This is a genomic window from Pseudobutyrivibrio sp. LB2011, assembly GCF_000701765.1.
Taxonomy (GTDB): Bacteria; Bacillota; Clostridia; order Lachnospirales; family Lachnospiraceae; genus Pseudobutyrivibrio; species Pseudobutyrivibrio ruminis.
Genome location: NZ_JNJS01000001.1, coordinates 705,539 through 724,558, shown reverse-complemented (window position 1 = coordinate 724,558; position 19,020 = coordinate 705,539). Strand labels below are relative to the sequence as shown.

The following is a 19,020-nucleotide window of genomic DNA, read 5'->3' as shown; positions in this document are numbered from 1 at the left end:
GAAGTTGAAAAATGGCTACAATGTTCCCTTGCCCAAGTTGTGGAGGGCAACTGAAGTTTTCGCCAGAACGTATGCAAATGCTTTGTAGCTCTTGCGGTCAGTATACAGATCCAAGAGCATACAAAGGGAATGATATTGAAAATGAGGCAGGTATAAATACTACAATTTATACCTGTCCTAATTGTGCTGGGGAAATTCAGGTAATAGATAACGATGGTATGGAGTTTTGTCCATACTGCGGTACTCAGACTACCATGCAGGAACACTTTTCTAAAAGTGGTGTTCCTAAATATATTCTTCCTTTTAATCTCACAAAAAAGGAAGCTCGTGAAAAATATCTAGAGGAAGTTAAACATATTCATTTTGTCCCTGATGGATTAAATATCGATGACAATATTGATAAGCTTGTTGGACTTTATACTCCATATTATCTCTATGATTATTCGTCAGATGGTGATGTTTCATTTGTTGGTAAACAGACATCTACTAGTGGAGATTATGAGGTTACAAAAGAAACCCAGTTTAATGTTAGGGTTGACGTGGATGATATGAAGGTTCCATTTGATGCGTCACAGACATTCGACGACAATGTATCTGGCTCAATCAATCCATTTCCACTTAATGAATTGGAAAAGTTTAATCCAAACTTTTTGGCAGGATTTTTCGTTGAAAATTCTACTGTTGATAAGGAAATCTATGTTGAGGACGCATTAGAGGAAGCTAAGAACTCACTTTGTAACAAAGTTAAAGCTAAAGCGGATGGATATGATTTGACTAGCAGAGAAGATGAACGAATTCATAATGATGTTGCTTCGAAGCTACAGTATAAGGGATGTGAAGGAGCATATCTTCCTGTCTATTTCATGACTACACGTAATTACGATAGAGTTTCATATTCTGTAATCAATGGCGCTTCAGGTGCTGTTTATTCTGATATGCCGATTGATAAGCGAAAGATGTATGCTGCAGCTATAGGCGCATCATTTGCTATTTTTGCTGTTCTTTTTGTGCTTAGTTTAACCTTTAGCTTTACTTATCGCATAAAGAATCTTTGTGGTTTTGCTGCACTTGTTTCTTCATTTATTGCTTACTATGGTGCAAAGATTGCAGATGGTGTCTATAGACGTGACAATCATCTTGATGATAAGGGGTATTTTGGCAGCAAGGATGTTGTTACTAGCAATAATATAAAGCCAATCAAAAAGAAAGCTAAGAAGAAGATTAATAAAAAATCAACAAAGGCTGCACTTTCCGGTGCTGGTGCCGTTGTTTTATTTTTGCTTTTAAAGGGCGGATATGCATTTATCATAGCAGGTATACTTTATGTTATTGAGAATGGTAGAGCTGTTTCAAATGTTCTTAATGTTATTCTGATGCTAGCTATGTATATTTCTAGTTTTGTGTTTATTATTAAAGGCTTTAATGCAGTTAAAAAGGGACAGAAGACAGTTCTTATGCTTGGAACTTTTGGATGGATTGCTGCAATTCTTATAAGAATAATCAACCTTCCAAACGACATAATCTATTACATAGCTTTAGCTATCGTGTTTGCAATTATTGTCTTTACTATTGACTGTACTGTTAGAGAGTACAACAGACTTGCGACACGTCCATCACCACAGTTTTTGAAGAAGGGAGGTAAGCTTGAAAATGCGAAAGGCTAAATATTTCATTTTCTTATTTTTAGTATGCTTGCTACTTCCTATTCGTGCTGAGGCTAAATCAAATGTAACTATTATCGATGATGCTTATTTGCTTAGCGATGATGAATATGATGAGCTTGAAGAATATCTGGATTCTTTGGATAGCAGCTACAATTATGTTGTAGCAACTACTGATGAGTATAACTATCGTCAGAGTGAGGATTCAATTTTATTTGACTTCTATACACAGAATTATAATTCTAGAGAAGACGGTGTTGCATTTTTGATTGATATGCACAACCGAGAGTTGTACTTATCAGGATATGGAAAGGCCCAATACGAGATAAAAAATGCAGATGCATATGATATTACAGATAATGTTTATAGATATGCGTCAAATGGAGAGTACTACGAATGTATTTATGCTGTTTTTGAGCAGTGCAATACATTGATTAATGATGGAATGATCCTTAGACCAATGAGACTTATAGTTACAGCTCTAGTTTCTATAATTCTTGGATTCTTACTTGTATTCTTAAAAGCAGTAAGAGAGAGAGCAAGGGTTCAGACATTTACTCCTGCAGAATTGCTTCTAATTGGAGCTTCCATTGCAGGAACATCTACAGTACTAAATACAACTCGTAGAAAAATCGCATCAGCAGGAAGCACATACCACGGTGGCGGTGGTGGATTCTCTGGTGGCGGCGGATTTTCCGGCGGCGGTGGCGGTGGCCATTCAGGTGGAGGTCACAGCTTCTAAATTATTTAGATAATATTTTAACGAAAATACAAAAGAATACTTTACTAAAGCCACAGAAAGTGAGAAAATGTAATCAATAACGCGTTTCTATGCGTTTATATAATTAGGTCATTAATGTAGGTAGCAGTATATTAATGGAATTATAGAAAGGAGTTCTACAATGATTTACACAAAAGAAGTAGAAAACATGTGTCCTGTAGCAAAGGGCGCAAAGCATGAACCAGCTCCTATCCCTGAAGAGGGAAAATGGGTACACGCTAAGCAGATTTCTGATATTAGCGGTTTCACACACGGTGTTGGCTGGTGTGCTCCACAGCAGGGTGCCTGCAAATTATCTTTAAATGTTAAGAATGGTGTTATTGAGGAAGCACTTGTTGAGACAATTGGTTGCTCAGGTATGACACATTCAGCAGCTATGGCTGCAGAGATTCTTCAGGGAAAGACAATCCTTGAGGCTCTTAATACAGACCTTGTTTGCGACGCTATCAACACAGCTATGAGAGAGCTTTTCCTTCAGATCGTTTACGGACGTACACAGTCTGCATTCTCTGATGACGGACTTGCAATCGGTGCTGGTCTTGAGGATCTTGGAAAGGGTCTTCGTTCACAGGTTGGTACAATGTACGCAACAAAGGAAAAGGGTGTTCGTTACCTTGAAATGGCTGAAGGCTATGTAACAGGTATCGCACTTGATGATGATAACGAAGTTATCGGATATCAGTTTGTTTCTCTTGGAAAGATGACAGACTTCATTAAGAAGGGTGATGATCCTAACACAGCATGGGAAAAGGCAAAGGGCCAGTACGGTCGTGTTGACGATGCTGCTAAGATTATCGATCCACGTCAGGAATAATATAGGAAAGGAGAAACAAAAATGGCTTTATTTGAATCATATGAGAGAAGAATTGATCAGATTAACGCAGTTCTTAATAAGTATGGTATCAGCTCAATCGAAGAAGCTGAGAAGATTACTAAGGACGCAGGTCTTGATGTATACGAGCAGGTAAAGAAGATTCAGCCTATCTGCTTCGAGAACGCTTGCTGGGCTTACACTGTAGGTGCTGCAATCGCTATTAAGAAGAATTGCCGCAAGGCTGCTGATGCAGCTGCAGCAATCGGAGAGGGACTTCAGTCTTTCTGTATTCCAGGTTCTGTTGCTGATCACCGTAAGGTTGGTCTTGGACATGGTAACCTTGGAAAGATGCTCCTTGAGGAGGAGACAGAGTGCTTCTGTTTCTTAGCAGGTCACGAGTCATTCGCTGCTGCTGAAGGTGCTATCGGTATCGCTGAGAAGGCTAACAAGGTTCGTAAGAAGCCTCTTAGAGTAATCCTTAACGGTCTTGGAAAGGATGCTGCTCAGATTATTTCTCGTATCAATGGTTTCACATATGTTGAGACAAAGTACGATTACAAGGAAGCTAAGCTTAACATTGTATCAGAGAAGGCATACTCAAATGGTCTTCGTGCTACAGTTAAGTGCTACGGCGCTGATGATGTTCAGGAAGGTGTTGCTATCATGCATCATGAGAACGTAGGTGTATCTATCACAGGTAACTCTACAAACCCAACACGTTTCCAGCATCCAGTAGCTGGTACATACAAGAAGGAGTGCGTTGAACTCGGCAAGAAGTACTTCTCAGTTGCTTCAGGCGGTGGTACAGGACGTACACTTCACCCAGATAACATGGCAGCAGGTCCTGCTTCATACGGTATGACAGATACTCTTGGACGTATGCACTCAGATGCTCAGTTCGCTGGTTCATCTTCAGTTCCTGCACACGTTGAGATGATGGGTCTTATCGGTATGGGTAACAACCCAATGGTAGGTGCAACAGTTGCTGTTGCTGTTTCTGTTGAGGAAGCTGCTACTGCTGGTAAATTCTAAGGAAGAAATAGGAGGGACCCACTTTAGTGGGAAGAACCTGTTTCTCACAGCGCGCCCTCATTGCCGCAGGCAATCCTGGATGGGCGACGCTTTCCCGTGAGATTTTCAGAGCTCTTGGTTCATCCAAGGGCTCTTTTTTGTCGCAATTCTAAACATTTAATGGATTGTTTGTGAACCCTATTACATCAATTCTTTTAGGGTATATAATCACACTAAAGATATTAGGAAAATTAACTGTATTGGAGGTGTCATTGAAGTGAGTAAAAGGTCACAAAAACAATCAGATGGTCAAAAAGCTAATTTTTTTCAATCTATTTCGTTTCAAAATATATTGATTTATGTTTTAATACTACTAGCTTTCATTGTATATGCTATAGTTCAAAATGTTTCAATGTCAGATATTGTAATTACAGCAATAAATGCCAGTGCGAGCGAGTCTGAATTGCAAGCGCAGATTTCGGAATTGCAACGCGATTATCTTTTAATGGGAGCTGATTTGAATACTACTTCTGGCATGGCTGCTGTTGGACAGGCTATGAACGAGGGACAGTTCGATGATTATGATGCAGCTAAAGAGGACATTGAAACTCGAATGTCTTATATTTCTAGCAGTATATTGGCTACACAGACTTCCAACGGCACTGAGCTTGTTGCGCAGCTTGAGACTGATGTAAATAATTATTTGGAACAGGCTGATGCAGTACGTGCTTTATGTGAATCAGGGGATGGCATAGGTGCAATTGTTCTTCTGCAAACAGATTATAATGATGCCAAAACTGCCATGGAATCCGATTTAGATGAAGTGGATGTTGCTATTGAGGAGCTTTCTGATAATCTTGGAACTTATTTAGAGTCAGTTAAAGCATCAACTGCTAAAAAAGGATATTTGGTTCTTGGAGTAGTTATAGTAATAGTTATTGTTTCATTTTTGCTTAGTTTCTTTAGAATTAATAGAGTGGTTCTTTCAATATCTTATGAACTACAGGAAATTATTAATAATATTAACAAGGGACAAGGAGATCTGACTGCTAGAATTAATACTAAAACAAAGACAGAGCTTGCAATGATTTCGGATTGTATTAACCAATTTATTTCGACATTACAGGTTGTAATAAAAGATGTGAAGAGTGGTGCGATGGTTTTGACCTCTTCATCTGATAACATGGTTTTAAGAATTCAAAGTGCCAGTGATAATGTAACAAATACATCAGCAGCAATGGAAGAGTTGGCAGCGTCAATGGAGAATGTTTCTACTACAGCAATTGATTTAAATGACAAGGTATTTGAAGTTAGAGAGGCTACGAATGCTATAGATGCCGAGGCAAAAGAAGGCGCTTCTAAAGCAAATGAGATCAAAATGGCAGCTGATGAAATCAAGAAAGAAGCAACTGAGAAGAAGGATAACACTGGAGCTAAGATGGAAGAGTTATCTAGAGTTCTCGAGGTTTCTGTAAAAGAATCTGAGCAGGTCAACCAAATTGGTGATTTGACAAACGAGATTCTGGACATTGCCAGCCAGACAAACTTGCTTGCTCTTAATGCATCTATCGAAGCTGCCAGAGCTGGTGAGGCTGGAAAGGGATTCGCTGTTGTAGCTGATGAGATTAGTAAACTTGCAGCAAACTCAAGAGATACAGCTGGAAATATTCAGGAAATTTCTGCTAAGGTTACAGCGGCTGTTAAAACACTTTCAGATAATGCGGTTCAAGTTATTGAATTCATCAATGAAAATGTTTTGGCTGATTATGATGCCTTCGTAGAAACTGGATCGAAATTTGAAGATACAGCTACAATGATTGATGAAATGTTGGCTACATTCTCAGACAAGGCAGATAATCTAAACAATGTAATGAATGAGATGGCTGATAGAATTGAGACAATTTCTAATTCTGTAAATGAAAGCTCTAATGCTATTGGTATGAGCGCTCAGGCTGCTACGGAAATCGTTGGTGAAATCCAGGGCATCAATGAAGCTATGGATCAAAATAATGATGTTACAAAGCAATTAAATTCAAGTACTCAAAAATTTGAGATAGTTTAGGCTTTTAGAATTTAATATTAGAGCTCTATAGATGTAATCTATAGGGCTCTTTTTATATCTTAAAAAAATACTATAAAACCCAATATATTTATTGTGCTGCTAGTTCCATAATTCTGAATAATGGTGTAGAATACGATTGCTGTGCAAAAATATAATTACTAAAAGGATGAAGGCAATATGAAAAAGAAAAAAGAACTAATGGGTGAGAATATTTCCTTTAAAGAGGAAAAGAAAGGGGGCAGCAATCTAGTTTACTCAATCAAATTTCAAACAATTCTAGTAAATCTATTGATTTTTGTCGCATTTATTATATGTGCATTTTCCGCAATCTTTGCACTATACAAATTAAAATCACAGGCAACACTGGCATGTGAAAGTCAGGTTCAATGCGCAACAGAAGCATACGAGTTGAAAGCAGATGTAATTCATATTTCAGCGGAGATTAATAGATATTTAGGACAGGCAGAGTCGGGGACGAGAATAACTGAATCAGATTTTGAGGTTATGGACAATTATATTTCTGATATAGATTCTCATTTGAATTATTTGGATGATTGCTTATTAGTTAGTCAATTAGATGGTGGTGCACAGCTTATATCGACAAACAGAGAGAATGTCGAGTCTTATTTAGCAGCAGTAGATAAAATTAGAAATTGTATTATAAAACAGGATATTCCAGGTGCTGTTAAATTTGTATTTGGAGATTATGGTACTGAATTGGACGAAATTAACGAATCATTAAATGCAGTAAATGATGGTATTGTTCAATTACAATCAGGATTCGGTACTTACTTAGATAGTTATGTAAGAGAAGTATCTGTTGGATTCTATATTATAATGGCTCTTGTAATTGTATTAATTGTTGTTTCGTTTGTTCTTACATATGTAAGAGTGAATAAAACAATTATGAAGATGTCAAGTGAGCTCCAGGAGATTATCAGCAATATTGATAATGGAAGAGGTGATTTGACAGCTCGTCTTAATACAAATACAAAGACTGAGCTTAGTCTTATTTCTGACAATATTAACCAGTTTATGGAGACATTACAGAATGTAATTAAAGATGTAAAATTTGGCGCAAATGTTTTGAAGACTTCTGCAGATAGCATGGTTGGAAAGCTCCAGAGTGCTAGCAACAATGTTACAAATACTTCTGCAGCCATGGAAGAATTGGTTGCTTCTATGGAAACAATTACATTCTCAACTGTAGATTTAGAGGACAAACTTAAGATTGCTAAGAAAGCTACTGCAGCTATCAGTGAGGAATCACAAACAGGCTCAGAAAAAGCTAATGAGATTAAGCTTCAGGCTGATGAAATCAAAAAAGAAGCTAATAGCAAGAAAGCTAATACTGGCAGTAAAATAGAAGAGCTTTCATGTGTCCTTGAAGAATCTGTTAAAGAATCAGAGCAGGTTAATCAGATTAGCGATTTGACTAATGATATTCTTGATATTGCTAGTCAGACAAACTTACTTGCACTTAATGCTTCTATTGAAGCTGCTCGTGCTGGTGAAGCTGGTAGAGGTTTTGCGGTAGTAGCAGACGAAATCAGTAAGCTGGCTGCAAACTCTAGAGACACAGCTGGAAATATCCAAGAAATCTCTGAGAAAGTTACTACAGCAGTTCAAGCATTGTCAGACAATGCAGTTCAGGTTATTCAGTTTATTAATGAAAATGTTTTACGTGATTACGATGCATTTGTAGAGACTGGTGATAAGTTTGAAAACACAGCCGCTATGATTGAAGAAATGCTTGCTGCATTTTCGGATAAGACAAATAATCTTAACGAAGTTATGGATGAAATGTCTGCAAAGATTCTTACAATTGGAGATTCTATTCAGGAAAGCTCAATGGCGATAAATATGTCTGCTACAGCAGCTACTGATATTGTTAGTGAAATCCAGGGCATTAATGACGATATGGATAAAAACAGTATTGTTACTAAGCAGCTTAATGAAAGCGCTATGAAATTCGAAGTAGTATAATTTTTTGCCTATTGCGGAGATAATCTGCAATAGGCTTGTTTTTTTAGTCAGATACGTTTATAATTTACTTTACCACTTTTAATCACTAAAGTAACTGGAGGATGGACAGATGAAAAAGGAAATTTCAAAGCTTTTAGAAGTAAGGGAAAGCGTTAGAGTAGTGGATGCTACACTTCGCGATGGAGGTTTGGTAAATGATTTTTATTTTACAGATGAATTTGCTAAAGCTCTTTATCTTACAAACGTAAAGGCTGGAGTTGACTATATGGAAATGGGTTATCGTGCTGATAAAGAGCAGTTCGATGAGAATTCTTTTGGCCCATGGAAGTTTTCATCTGATGATTATATTAGAAAGATTGTTGGCGATAATAATACTGATTTGAAGCTTGCAATCATGGCGGATGTTGGCCGTTGCAATTACAAGGAGGATATTCATCCAAAGGCAGAAAGCCCTGTGGATCTTATTCGTGTTGCGACATATCTTCATCAGCTCCCAGGTGCGGTTCAGATGATTGAGGACGCATATAAGAAAGGCTATGAGACTACATGTAATATTATGGCTATTTCAACAGCGTCTATGGAGGATATTAAGTCTGCACTTGATATTGTATGTCAGACACCTATTTCATGTATTTATATTGTTGATAGCTATGGTTCATTATATCCAGAGCAGACAGAGCGTATTGCTGATATGTATTATGAAATTGCGTCTAAGTATGGCAAAAAGGTGGGAATGCATGCTCACGACAACCAGAAGCTTGCATTCGCAAATACGATAGAAGCTGTCGGCGACAATGTAGATTTCTTGGATGCCACATACTGCAGCATGGGACGTGGCGCAGGAAATTGCGCTATGGAGCTCCTTCTTGGATTCCTGAAGAACCCAAAATACAAGGAGAGATATGCTATCAAGTTTGTAGAGGACTATATGCTGCCATTAAAGGAGCAGGGGGTTGTTTGGGGATACGATATGCAGTATCTTACAACAGGCCTATTAAATCAGCATCCTAGAACAGCTATCCAATTTACAAAAGAAGGTAGAAAGGATTACTTCGCTTTCTACCAGGAAATGCTTAATTTAGATTAAAGATTATTTAAAATTAATTTTGCAATATTAGCCCAGGTGTGATTCGCATTTGCGATATTAAATCCGCCTTGGGCTATTTTTTTTAGCTCATCAGGCTTATCCAAATGACTATCTACCATAGAGGAAATTTCATCCATATGATTCAAATCATAGAATAGTATATTTTTGTCATGCTGATATTCTGAAAGCAGCAAAGTAGTAGGGTCGGTGAGAGAAACAGCACCGTTTAGCTGGCCTGAGAATACTCGGTCGTGGCTACCTGCTTTGAAATTAGGCATGATATTTACAGATATTTTAGCCTTAGAAAATACTGTAAATGTAAGATTGAATGGAATCTCGCGATGGAGAGTGGCATGCTTTAAATCTAATTCTTCCCAAAGAGCACCAAAAATATGGAAGTTATGACTGCATTTATCCAGCTCTAATACAAGATTCTTTCTGTTTATGCAGCGCACATAAGCATCTGCCAGATAGAAAGACTGAGTGTGTAAAGGAAGGTCGGAATTAATGTAGTCGTAGATTTCGTTTTTTGCCAGAGTTTCAACAGCGTCCTCTATTGTAAGGGTACTGTCTGCAAGCATCATATCAATCAATTCGTATACGTTTTGTGCAAGGAAATCTGGAATCTTATGAATGGCAGCTTCGAGCCTGGTAGGGTCCGTATAAGTACCGGATAAAAGAATATCGTATGGGCGCTCATTATAACCATCCCAGTTGATTACTTCATTTCCGAAGGCTAATTCGCCAGTCATTGGTGTGACAGTAACTGATTTGATATGAGGATAGTATTTTAGAATGTAGTCTCGGTGCTTTGCATCTAGGCAGACTACATTGAAATTGCTAAGCTTATGTTTTAATGAATCATGATGATATAGAGGGTGGTCTAAAATAACATCAAAAAAAGGCGCATCTACATGATCTAGAAAATATGAATCGTCATCCATAAGTGCACGAGGTAAATCGGAATTGAAATCGATAAGTGCATCATATTTGGCTCCTACATAGTTTTCTAAATCGTCTAAGGCGTCTTCGTCAACTTTAAAATATTCTACCGTATGTCCCATATCGGTGAGAGCTTTGCCTAAAGCGTCCCCGAAGTAAAGATAGGAATTATAGCATACAGTTTTCATCTCAAAAATTAAGAATTTCATATAGCCCCCTATAAGAATAGTTCACAAATATTTTATCATATTTAATTTCCACTATGTTATACTTTATGTAAACGTTAAAGGGGGAGAATATGATTAAAGCAGCAGCATATAATTGTGAGCCATTACAAAATCCGTTCATATTTGATGAAGTGTACAGCATGATCAGTCCCCAAAGACGAGAACATGTTGACGAGGCTAAGACCTTAAAGGGCAAATGTGAGAGATTAGGCGCTGCCCATCTTTTAGAAAAACTTCTATGGGAAAATCACATTGAAAGACCATATGTCTATTCATCAACTTCTCAAGGAAAACCCATTTTTATACAGCCGAAAAACGTTGATTTTAGTATTTCGCATTCTAATTTTTTTGCAGTAGCGGCAATTTCAGATAAGCCTGTTGGAATTGATGTTGAGCGAATCCGTCCATACGATAGAGATTTAGTTGAACGCTTTTTTACAAAGGCTGATTTAGAGTACCTGGAATCATTAAAGAAAACCGAGGTAAACAAAAAATTTACTGAGGTTTGGACATTTAAAGAGGCTACCTGCAAGATGATGGACCGACCACTTATGCAGGTGCTTCAGTGGATTGATTTCAGTGAGTACTGTGATTTTGAAAAAGGAAACACTTACTGGACAAAACAGGGATTTGAGTTCAGAGATTTTTATATTACTTTATGTTACGAAGATAAGAGACAGCCAATTCAAATGGGACTCTATAACCCATATGATGGAAAGTATTACTAAATTTACTAAATTCTGAAATCTTTTTGGTTGACATATAAATTGTTTGTGATAGAATTTGTAATAGTTTCGTACTTCAAAGCATTAAAGTGCAAACAAGATTATATTTTTAGGAGAGCATTATGGAGTCTAAAAAAGTTCTTTCTATTTTAGTAGAAAACACACCAGGTCTTACAAGCCGCATTTCAGGCTTATTTTCAAGAAGAGGATACAATATCGACAGTTTCTCAGCGGGCGTTACTGCAGATCCTAGATACACTCGAGTGACTATTGTTACACATGGCGATGAAATGATATTGGAACAGATTGAAAAGCAGGTGTCAAAACTTACAGAGGTTGTTGATCTCAAGGTTTTGGAGCATGGTAGCTCAGTAAAAAGAGAGCTTATGCTTGTAAAGATTTCTGTTAGAAATGACGAGAGACAGGATGTTCTCACAATCGTTGAGATTTTCAAGGGAAAGGTTGTAGATGTTACTCATGATTCTATGATTCTTGAGCTTACAGGCAACCAGGACAAATTGGAAGCATTTTTAGATATGCTTGGAGACTACGACATCTTAGAGCTTGCTCGTACCGGTCTTACTGGTCTTAGCCGTGGCTCAGAGGATGTAGTTATATTATAAGGAGGATAAAAGAATGTCACAGGAAGCAAAGATTTATTACCAAGAAGATTGTAATCTCTCATTATTGAAGGGTAAGACAATAGCTATTATTGGTTATGGTAGCCAGGGTCACGCACACGCTCTTAACCTTAAGGAAAGCGGATGCGACGTCATTATTGGTCTTTACGAAGGTTCAAAGTCTTGGGCAAAGGCTGAGAAGCAGGGCCTTACAGTATATACAGCAGCAGAGGCTGCAAAGAAAGCTGATATCATTATGATTCTTATCAACGATGAGAAGCAGGCTGATATGTACAAGGCTGACATTGAGCCAAACCTTGAGGCTGGCAACATGCTTATGTTTGCTCATGGTTTCAACATTCACTTTGGTTGCATCAAGCCACCAGCAGATGTTGATGTTACTATGATTGCACCTAAGGCTCCAGGTCACACAGTACGTTCTGAGTACCAGGCAGGTAAGGGTACACCTTGTCTTGTTGCTGTATATCAGGATGCTACAGGAAAGGCTCTTGATCTTGCACTTGCTTATGGTGCTGGTATCGGTGGAGCTCGTGCTGGTATTCTTGAGACAACATTCAGAACAGAGACAGAGACAGACCTCTTTGGTGAGCAGGCAGTGCTTTGTGGTGGTGTTTGTGCTCTTATGCAGGCTGGTTTCGAGACTCTTGTTGAGGCTGGATACGATCCAAGAAATGCATACTTCGAGTGTGTACACGAAATGAAGCTTATCGTTGATCTTATCTACCAGTCAGGCTTTGCTGGAATGAGATATTCTATTTCAAATACAGCTGAGTACGGTGATTACATCACTGGACCAAAGATTGTTACAGAAGATACAAAGAAGGCAATGAAGCAGATCCTTTCTGATATTCAGGATGGTACATTTGCTAAGGAATTCCTTCTTGATATGTCACCAGCTGGTCGCCAGGTTCACTTCCAGGCAATGAGAAAGCTTGCTGCTGAGCATCCAGCAGAAAAAGTTGGTGAGCAGATTCGTAGCCTTTACTCATGGAACAATGAGGAAGACAAGTTCATCAACAACTAATATAAAAAATAAACCGCGAGGCCTAAGCCTCGCGGAAGTTTTTATTATGAAAGAATTTATACAGATGAGATGATATCTTGATTTCAGTGTAGATGTCGGCATATTCACGAGGGGAATATTCAGATATAAAGTTGGTAGGAAAAGCTTTTTTCATACCGCGGGCTTTGCATAAATCTACAGCCTTGTTGTAAGCTATAGCAGCTTTTGCTTCGCTATTATAACGGCCGACTATAAAATCACCATTAAGATGAATCTTAGCTGCGTAGATTACCTTTCCAGCCTTTTCCTCACGGTATACGCCGTGATATTTATTTACAACTATAATGTTTGAATATCTGAAATCAGTTTCGTCGCCATTGGCGAAGAGAAAGTCCTTACCTTTTACGCTGTAAGGTTTGATGCCATAACGGCCAAGAATGTTGTACTGCATTCCGTAATCACTGACAAACATGTGGCCTCCGCGATACTGAATCTTATGACTTGAATAGTAGAAGAGGTCATCATTGTCGAATTTCAAGATAGTTGTTTTATCTAAATAATATAGAAAATAATTTCTCTGAAGATATATTGGAGTTTTAATATAAATATGGTTGTCTCTAAAATTTATTAGAGTGATGCACTTATCAAAGGGAAGCTCTTTGATTTTGTTTTGCAAATTTAAGATAGTGATATCTTCATTTTTGATAATGCTCCAAGCCTCATTGTAAGCTTTGTTGCATTTAGCTTCTGTAGAAAAGCTGCCGATGCTGATGTGTTTTCCGTTGTAAGTGATATTGCCACGATAATAGACTGTTCCGTCTTTTTTAGTGGCCTGATATACGCCAGGTTTCATATAGAATCCTCCTATGCATATTATTTTACACTTTTGAGAAGAAAAATGTTTAAAAAATTGGTGAAATAAAGGGATAAAATGAATTTGAAAAAAACTAATTCTAATTTAACAGTTTTTAGAGAAGGAGTAAGAGATGGGGTTCCTATTGGATTAGGATATTTTGCTGTTGCATTTTCTCTTGGAATTTTGGCTAGAACAGCACATTTTACTCCATTGCAGGGGTTTATTAATTCCTTTTTAAATCGAGCTAGCGCAGGTGAATATGCCGTATATACGGTAGTGGCTGCTGGAGCCGGTTTTGTAGAAATGGCAATTATGACTTTGGTTGTAAATGCTAGATATTTGCTGATGTCTACGGCCTTAAGCCAAAAGTTTGACCCTAAAACCCCTTTGATTCATAGAATGCTTGTGGGATTTAGTGTTACTGATGAAATATTTGCCATAACCATTAACAGACCTGGCTTCATCAATCCAATTTATAATTATGGAGCTTGTGCTATAGCTGTTCCTTGTTGGGCTCTTGGTACGTCATGTGGGATTGTGGCAGGAGAGCTGATGCCTCTTAGAGTTGTGAGTGCATTTTCTGTTGCTTTGTATGGAATGTTTTTAGCTTGCATTATGCCGGAAGCCAGAAAGCACAGAATAGTGGCAGTGTTAATTATAATAAGCTTTGTTCTTAGCTATTTAGCATCTAGATTAGATGTTTTTGCATCCATATCAGCTGGAACGAAAACTATTATTCTTACTGTTGTAATTGCTGCTATAGCTGCAATACTATTTCCACATCCAATGGAGGAAGATGATGACTAGAACTTATATTTATATATTGGTGGCTGCCTTGGTTAGTACGTTTATACGTATTTTGCCAGTGACAGTTTTTAGAAAGCAGATTAAGAATCGATTTATTCGTTCGTTTTTATATTACGTTCCATATGTAACTCTTGCAGTTATGACATTTCCTGCTATAATCGATGCAACACAGGTGAAGCTTGCTGGAATAATTGCATTGATTGTGGGAGTTGTAGCAGCTTGGTTTAATCAAAGCCTATTTAAAGTAGCAGCACTTTGTTGCGCGGTTGTATTCGTATGTGAATTGGTATTAGCTTAAAATAAAGAATTTGTATTATAAGAAAACAAGCCTTAGTGCTTGTTTTTCTTATTTTGTACAATTTGTAGTGTAGAATTTCAAAGATTATAAATAGAATTTTCTATTTTAAACAAAAAAAGTTACTGTTAATATCTATTTATAGTTAAAAACGACAACAAAGTTGTCAAGAAAACACAGGAGGAGAAGGTAAAATGAAAAAACGTGTTCTAGGTTTAATGATGACAGCCGCTCTTGCAATGGGGTTATTTGCAGGATGTGGCCCTGCAGACACAGGCGCTGATCCAGCTGCTACAACTGACACAGCAACAGAATCTTCTGATTCTTCAACACCTGCAGCTTCAAACGGAAAGAGAGTTGCAGTTGCAATGCCTACTCAGTCTTCAGAGAGATGGATTAACGATGGTAGCAACATGAAAGAGAAGCTTGAGGCTCTCGGATATGAAGTTGATCTTCAGTATGCTGAGGATGACGTTCAGGCTCAGGTATCTCAGATTGAGAACATGATTGCTGCTGGCGCTGATTGCTTAGTAATCGCTGCAGTTGATTCATCAGCTCTTGTAAACGTAGAAGAGCAGGCTAAGGAAGCAGGTATTCCTATCATCGCTTATGACCGACTTCTTATGGACACAGACGCTGTAAGCTACTATGCAACATTCGATAACAAGGGTGTTGGTACAGCAATTGGTAAGTACATCGAAGAGTCAAAGGATTTGGCTAACACAGATGAGACTTACACAATCGAGTTCTTCATGGGATCTCCAGATGATAACAATGCTGTAATGCTTTACAACGGACTTATGGAAGTTCTTCAGCCATACCTTGATGACGGTACATTAGTATGTAAGTCAGGTAGAACATCATTTGAAGATACATGTATCCTCAGATGGTCTCAGGAAACAGCACAGCAGAACTGTGAAAACTACTTAACAGGTTTCTATGCTGATGAAAAGCTTGATATCTGTGCAACAGCTTTTGATGGTTTTGCATATGGATGTAAGGCAGCTCTTGAAGGAGCAGGCTACACAGTTGGCGAAGATTGGCCACTTATCACAGGTCAGGATGCTGAGCTTATGGCTACAAAGAACATCATCGCTGGATCACAGACAATGTCAATCTACAAAGACACACGTCTTCTTGCTGACAAGTGCGTAACAATGGTTCAGGCAGTTCTTGAAGGCTCAGAGCCAGAAATCAACGACACAGAGCAGTACAACAATGGAAAGATTACAGTTCCTTCATACCTTTGCACACCAGTTGCAGTAGATAAGGACAACTACAAAGAAATCATTGTTGACGGTGGCTACTACACAGAGGAGCAGTTAGCTGAATAGTAATTAATGTATTAATTGTAGTGGCGGCTTAGTCTTAAGTCGCCATTACTTTTAAGAAGGAGAAGAATATGTCAGATTACATCTTGGAAATGAAGCATATTGTAAAAGAGTTTTCTGGAGTTAAAGCCCTTGATGATGTTAATCTGCAGGTTAAAAAGGGAGAGATTCATGCTCTTTGTGGGGAAAATGGTGCTGGAAAATCTACTCTGATGAATGTTTTATCAGGAGTTTATCCATACGGCTCATATGAGGGAGATGTTGAATATCACGGCGAAATCTGCAAATTCCATAACTTAAGAGATTCAGAGGCGAAAGGAATCGTTATTATCCATCAGGAGCTTGCTCTTAGCCCACTTCTTTCAATTGCTGAAAATGTTTTTCTAGGTAACGAACAACTTAAAATGAAGGGTGTTATTGATTGGACAAAGACAAGACAAAAAGCCCAGGAAATGTTAGCTAGAGTTGGTCTTGAAAATGAAAATGTCAATGCCCCAGTAAATTCACTTGGTGTTGGTAAACAGCAGCTTATTGAAATTGCAAAGGCAATGGCAAAAAAGGTTGAGCTTCTTATTTTGGATGAGCCTACAGCGGCTTTGAATGATGAGGAGTCAAAGAAGCTTCTTGATATCATGTTTGAATTAAAGAAGCAGGGTATTACATGTATTATTATTTCTCATAAATTGAACGAGATTAGCTATGTTGCTGATGCCGTTACAATTATCAGAGATGGTAAGACAATCGAAACACTTGTTAAGGGTGTAGATGATTTCTCTGAGGATAGAGTTATTAAGGCTATGGTTGGTCGTGAAATGACTAATCGTTATCCTGAAAGAGAAGGTGTCACTATTGGTGATACAATCTTTGAGGTTAAGAATTGGAACGTATATCATCCTGATGATCCAGATCGTCAGGTACTTAAGGACATTAATATCGAAGTTAAAGCTGGTGAGGTTGTTGGCCTGGCCGGTCTGATGGGAGCAGGCCGTACCGAATTTGCCATGAGTGTATTCGGTCATAGCTATGGTCAGAAAATCTCAGGTACTGTAAAAATAAATGGAAAGGAAGTCCATTTAAATACAGTCAAGGATGCTATTGATAACAAGCTTGCGTATGTAACTGAGGATAGAAAGACAAATGGTCTTATTCTTATTGGCGATATCAAGGAGAATATGACACTTGCTGCTCGTCCTAAGTTCTTCTCAAAGCATGGTGTTATTAATGGGAACGAGGAAATCCTTGCGGCTGAAGAATATAAAAAGAAAATTAACGTAAAATCGAATTCCATCAATCAGGTTGTTGGATCACTTTCAGGTGGTAACCAGCAGAAGGTTGTCCTTGCTAAATGGATGCTTACACAACCGGATGTATTGATTTTGGATGAGCCAACTCGTGGTATCGATGTTGGTGCTAAATACGAAATTTACTGTATTATCAACGATTTAGCAAAGGCTGGAAAAGCAGTCATTGTTATTTCTTCTGAAATGCCTGAAATCATTGGTACCTGTGACCGTATTTACGTTATCAATGAGGGCGAGATTGCGGGAGAGCTTTCTAGTGCAGAAGTATCTCAAGAAAAAATCATGCAGTGTGTAATGGCACATAATAGAAAGGATGATGGAAATGAAAAATAAAAAAGCTAGTCTTGATATGAAACAATACGGCATGTTCATTGCCCTTATTGTTATTTATTTGATATTTGCCATTCTTACTGGTGGCAAAAACCTTACACCAATGAACATCAACAACCTTGTTATGCAAAATGGTTACGTTGTTATCCTTGCAATCGGTATGTTGCTTTGCGTATTAACTGGTAACGTTGACCTTGGTGTTGGTTCTGTAGTTGCATTGTGTGGCGCCACAGCCGGTATCATGATGATGGACTACAAAATGAATATGTGGGTCGCAATTATTGCAGCACTTGCTATCGGTCTTTTAGTTGGTATGTTTGCTGGATTCTTCATTGCATATTTAAGCATCCCACCATTCGTAGTTACCCTTGCTACAATGCTTATGGGTAGAGGATTAACATACACACTTTTACAGGCTCAGACAAAAGGTCCTCTTCCTTCAAATTACAACTTCATCGGTGCAGGCTTCCTTCCTACATATAAGATATTCTTTGGTGATGGTATTCTTGATTTGGTTTCAATTGCTGTTGCACTTATTGCATCTGTAGCTCTTATTTGGAACGAAATCAGAGGAATCAAGACAAAGAAGAAATATAACTTTGTTCTTACTCCTACATGGCAGACAGTTACAAAGCTTGTAATCGAACTGTTTATCATTTGGTTCTTCTTCTATAAGCTTGCACGTTACAACGGACTTCCATTTGTACTTCTTATCATGGTTGTGCTTATCGGAATTTACGCATTTGTTACAACAAAGACTGTTGCAGGTCGCCAGATTTATGCATTAGGTGGCAATAGAAAAGCAGCAAACCTTTCAGGTATCGATACAAATAAGGTATTCTTCTGGGTATACACAAACATGGGCGTTCTTGCAGCTATCGCAGGTATCGTTCTTTCAGCTAGAAACGGATCATCAACTCCAAAGGCTGGTGATGGTTTCGAGATGGATGCTATTGCATCTTGCTACATCGGTGGTGCTGCCGTAGCTGGTGGTTCTGGTTCTATCCTTGGTGCAGTTGTCGGTGCCTTCGTTATGGGTGTTCTTAACAACGGTATGTCACTTTTTGGATGGTCAACAGATATCCAGAAAATCGTAAAGGGTGCTGTACTTCTTGGCGCTGTTACTGTAGATGTTCTTTCTAAGCGTAAAAAGAACTAAA

General features: G+C 38.2%; 17 protein-coding genes. 15 read left to right on the top strand and 2 right to left on the bottom strand.

Translation table 11 applies throughout. The features are described 5' to 3' along the window. Positions 1 to 11 precede the first annotated feature (11 nt). From T375_RS03360 to T375_RS03330, 7 genes are all read left to right on the top strand, one after another. Positions 12 to 1,664 carry an MFS transporter gene (locus tag T375_RS03360; protein WP_155952409.1) on the top strand — a complete coding sequence of 551 codons (1,653 nt, stop codon included), beginning with the start codon at positions 12 to 14 and terminating at the stop codon, positions 1,662 to 1,664. Beyond that, positions 1,651 to 2,403 (top strand): TPM domain-containing protein, encoded by a 753-nt coding sequence (locus T375_RS13510; protein ID WP_044934766.1) that lies wholly within the window; start codon positions 1,651 to 1,653, stop codon positions 2,401 to 2,403. The genes T375_RS03360 and T375_RS13510 overlap by 14 nt, the downstream gene beginning before the upstream one ends. Positions 2,404 to 2,563: 160 nt before the next feature. Further along, positions 2,564 to 3,256 (top strand): iron-sulfur cluster assembly scaffold protein, encoded by a 693-nt coding sequence (locus tag T375_RS03350; protein ID WP_033154250.1) that lies wholly within the window; start codon positions 2,564 to 2,566, stop codon positions 3,254 to 3,256. Positions 3,257 to 3,277: 21 nt separating this feature from the next. Then, positions 3,278 to 4,288, top strand: coding sequence for a GGGtGRT protein (locus tag T375_RS03345; protein WP_033154249.1), 1,011 nt, complete (start codon positions 3,278 to 3,280; stop codon positions 4,286 to 4,288). Positions 4,289 to 4,544: 256 nt separating this feature from the next. Then, positions 4,545 to 6,329, top strand: coding sequence for a methyl-accepting chemotaxis protein (locus T375_RS03340; protein ID WP_197019833.1), 1,785 nt, complete (start codon positions 4,545 to 4,547; stop codon positions 6,327 to 6,329). Positions 6,330 to 6,506: 177 nt separating this feature from the next. Continuing rightward, positions 6,507 to 8,315 (top strand): methyl-accepting chemotaxis protein, encoded by a 1,809-nt coding sequence (locus T375_RS03335; RefSeq protein WP_044934761.1) that lies wholly within the window; start codon positions 6,507 to 6,509, stop codon positions 8,313 to 8,315. Positions 8,316 to 8,424: 109 nt separating this feature from the next. Then, a complete protein-coding gene (locus T375_RS03330; RefSeq protein WP_044934759.1) occupies positions 8,425 to 9,402 on the top strand; it encodes an aldolase catalytic domain-containing protein in 978 nt (325 codons plus the stop codon). On the opposite strand, the gene T375_RS03325 is transcribed toward T375_RS03330, so the two are convergent. Further along, positions 9,399 to 10,553, bottom strand: a complete 1,155-nt coding sequence (locus T375_RS03325; protein ID WP_044934757.1) for a glycosyltransferase — start codon at positions 10,551 to 10,553, stop codon at positions 9,399 to 9,401. The genes T375_RS03330 and T375_RS03325 overlap by 4 nt on opposite strands. An 89-nt stretch (positions 10,554 to 10,642) precedes the next feature. On the opposite strand from T375_RS03325, the gene T375_RS13100 reads away from it, so the two are divergent. From T375_RS13100 to ilvC, 3 genes are all read left to right on the top strand, one after another. Then, the gene (locus tag T375_RS13100) at positions 10,643 to 11,299 is read left to right on the top strand and encodes a 4'-phosphopantetheinyl transferase family protein (RefSeq protein ID WP_049960269.1); all 657 of its coding nucleotides are present in this window, start codon (positions 10,643 to 10,645) and stop codon (positions 11,297 to 11,299) included. A gap of 119 nt (positions 11,300 to 11,418) precedes the next feature. Further along, complete coding sequence (gene ilvN / locus T375_RS03315; protein ID WP_044934754.1) at positions 11,419 to 11,919, top strand: acetolactate synthase small subunit; 501 nt, start codon at positions 11,419 to 11,421, stop codon at positions 11,917 to 11,919. A 13-nt stretch (positions 11,920 to 11,932) separates the two neighbouring features. Continuing rightward, positions 11,933 to 12,961, top strand: coding sequence for a ketol-acid reductoisomerase (gene ilvC / locus T375_RS03310; RefSeq protein WP_028236037.1), 1,029 nt, complete (start codon positions 11,933 to 11,935; stop codon positions 12,959 to 12,961). 22 nt (positions 12,962 to 12,983) lie between these two features. On the opposite strand, the gene T375_RS03305 is transcribed toward ilvC, so the two are convergent. After that, a complete protein-coding gene (locus tag T375_RS03305) occupies positions 12,984 to 13,793 on the bottom strand; it encodes a hypothetical protein (RefSeq protein ID WP_044934752.1) in 810 nt (269 codons plus the stop codon). A 78-nt stretch (positions 13,794 to 13,871) separates the two neighbouring features. Here T375_RS03305 and T375_RS03300 point away from each other — a divergent pair, with 78 nt between their 5' ends. The 5 genes from T375_RS03300 (at position 13,872) to mmsB (ending at position 19,019) form a co-directional block, all read left to right on the top strand. Further along, complete coding sequence (locus T375_RS03300) at positions 13,872 to 14,603, top strand: AzlC family ABC transporter permease (RefSeq protein WP_044934749.1); 732 nt, start codon at positions 13,872 to 13,874, stop codon at positions 14,601 to 14,603. Beyond that, a complete protein-coding gene (locus T375_RS03295; protein WP_044934746.1) occupies positions 14,596 to 14,901 on the top strand; it encodes an AzlD domain-containing protein in 306 nt (101 codons plus the stop codon). Before T375_RS03300 ends, T375_RS03295 begins: the two co-directional genes overlap by 8 nt. A gap of 191 nt (positions 14,902 to 15,092) precedes the next feature. Then, positions 15,093 to 16,232: a multiple monosaccharide ABC transporter substrate-binding protein gene (gene chvE / locus T375_RS03290; RefSeq protein ID WP_044934744.1), complete on the top strand. Its 1,140-nt coding sequence runs from the start codon at positions 15,093 to 15,095 to the stop codon at positions 16,230 to 16,232. 68 nt (positions 16,233 to 16,300) lie between these two features. Next, a complete protein-coding gene (gene mmsA, locus T375_RS03285) occupies positions 16,301 to 17,863 on the top strand; it encodes a multiple monosaccharide ABC transporter ATP-binding protein (protein WP_044934739.1) in 1,563 nt (520 codons plus the stop codon). Further along, entirely contained in the window at positions 17,853 to 19,019 is a 1,167-nt protein-coding gene (gene mmsB / locus T375_RS03280) for a multiple monosaccharide ABC transporter permease (protein ID WP_081821942.1), read from the top strand. Before mmsA ends, mmsB begins: the two co-directional genes overlap by 11 nt. Position 19,020 lies beyond the last annotated feature (1 nt).

Coding starts and splice junctions, on each gene's coding strand:
- T375_RS03325 (WP_044934757.1), bottom strand. CDS start 10,553: ATGAAATTCTTAATTTTTGAGATGAAAACTGTATGCTATAATTCCTAT.
- T375_RS03295 (WP_044934746.1), top strand. CDS start 14,596: ATGACTAGAACTTATATTTATATATTGGTGGCTGCCTTGGTTAGTACG.
- ilvC (WP_028236037.1), top strand. CDS start 11,933: ATGTCACAGGAAGCAAAGATTTATTACCAAGAAGATTGTAATCTCTCA.
- T375_RS03350 (WP_033154250.1), top strand. CDS start 2,564: ATGATTTACACAAAAGAAGTAGAAAACATGTGTCCTGTAGCAAAGGGC.
- mmsB (WP_081821942.1), top strand. CDS start 17,853: ATGAAAAATAAAAAAGCTAGTCTTGATATGAAACAATACGGCATGTTC.
- T375_RS03335 (WP_044934761.1), top strand. CDS start 6,507: ATGAAAAAGAAAAAAGAACTAATGGGTGAGAATATTTCCTTTAAAGAG.
- T375_RS03330 (WP_044934759.1), top strand. CDS start 8,425: ATGAAAAAGGAAATTTCAAAGCTTTTAGAAGTAAGGGAAAGCGTTAGA.
- T375_RS13510 (WP_044934766.1), top strand. CDS start 1,651: ATGCGAAAGGCTAAATATTTCATTTTCTTATTTTTAGTATGCTTGCTA.
- T375_RS03300 (WP_044934749.1), top strand. CDS start 13,872: ATGAATTTGAAAAAAACTAATTCTAATTTAACAGTTTTTAGAGAAGGA.
- mmsA (WP_044934739.1), top strand. CDS start 16,301: ATGTCAGATTACATCTTGGAAATGAAGCATATTGTAAAAGAGTTTTCT.
- T375_RS13100 (WP_049960269.1), top strand. CDS start 10,643: ATGATTAAAGCAGCAGCATATAATTGTGAGCCATTACAAAATCCGTTC.
- T375_RS03360 (WP_155952409.1), top strand. CDS start 12: ATGGCTACAATGTTCCCTTGCCCAAGTTGTGGAGGGCAACTGAAGTTT.
- T375_RS03345 (WP_033154249.1), top strand. CDS start 3,278: ATGGCTTTATTTGAATCATATGAGAGAAGAATTGATCAGATTAACGCA.
- ilvN (WP_044934754.1), top strand. CDS start 11,419: ATGGAGTCTAAAAAAGTTCTTTCTATTTTAGTAGAAAACACACCAGGT.
- T375_RS03305 (WP_044934752.1), bottom strand. CDS start 13,793: ATGAAACCTGGCGTATATCAGGCCACTAAAAAAGACGGAACAGTCTAT.
- chvE (WP_044934744.1), top strand. CDS start 15,093: ATGAAAAAACGTGTTCTAGGTTTAATGATGACAGCCGCTCTTGCAATG.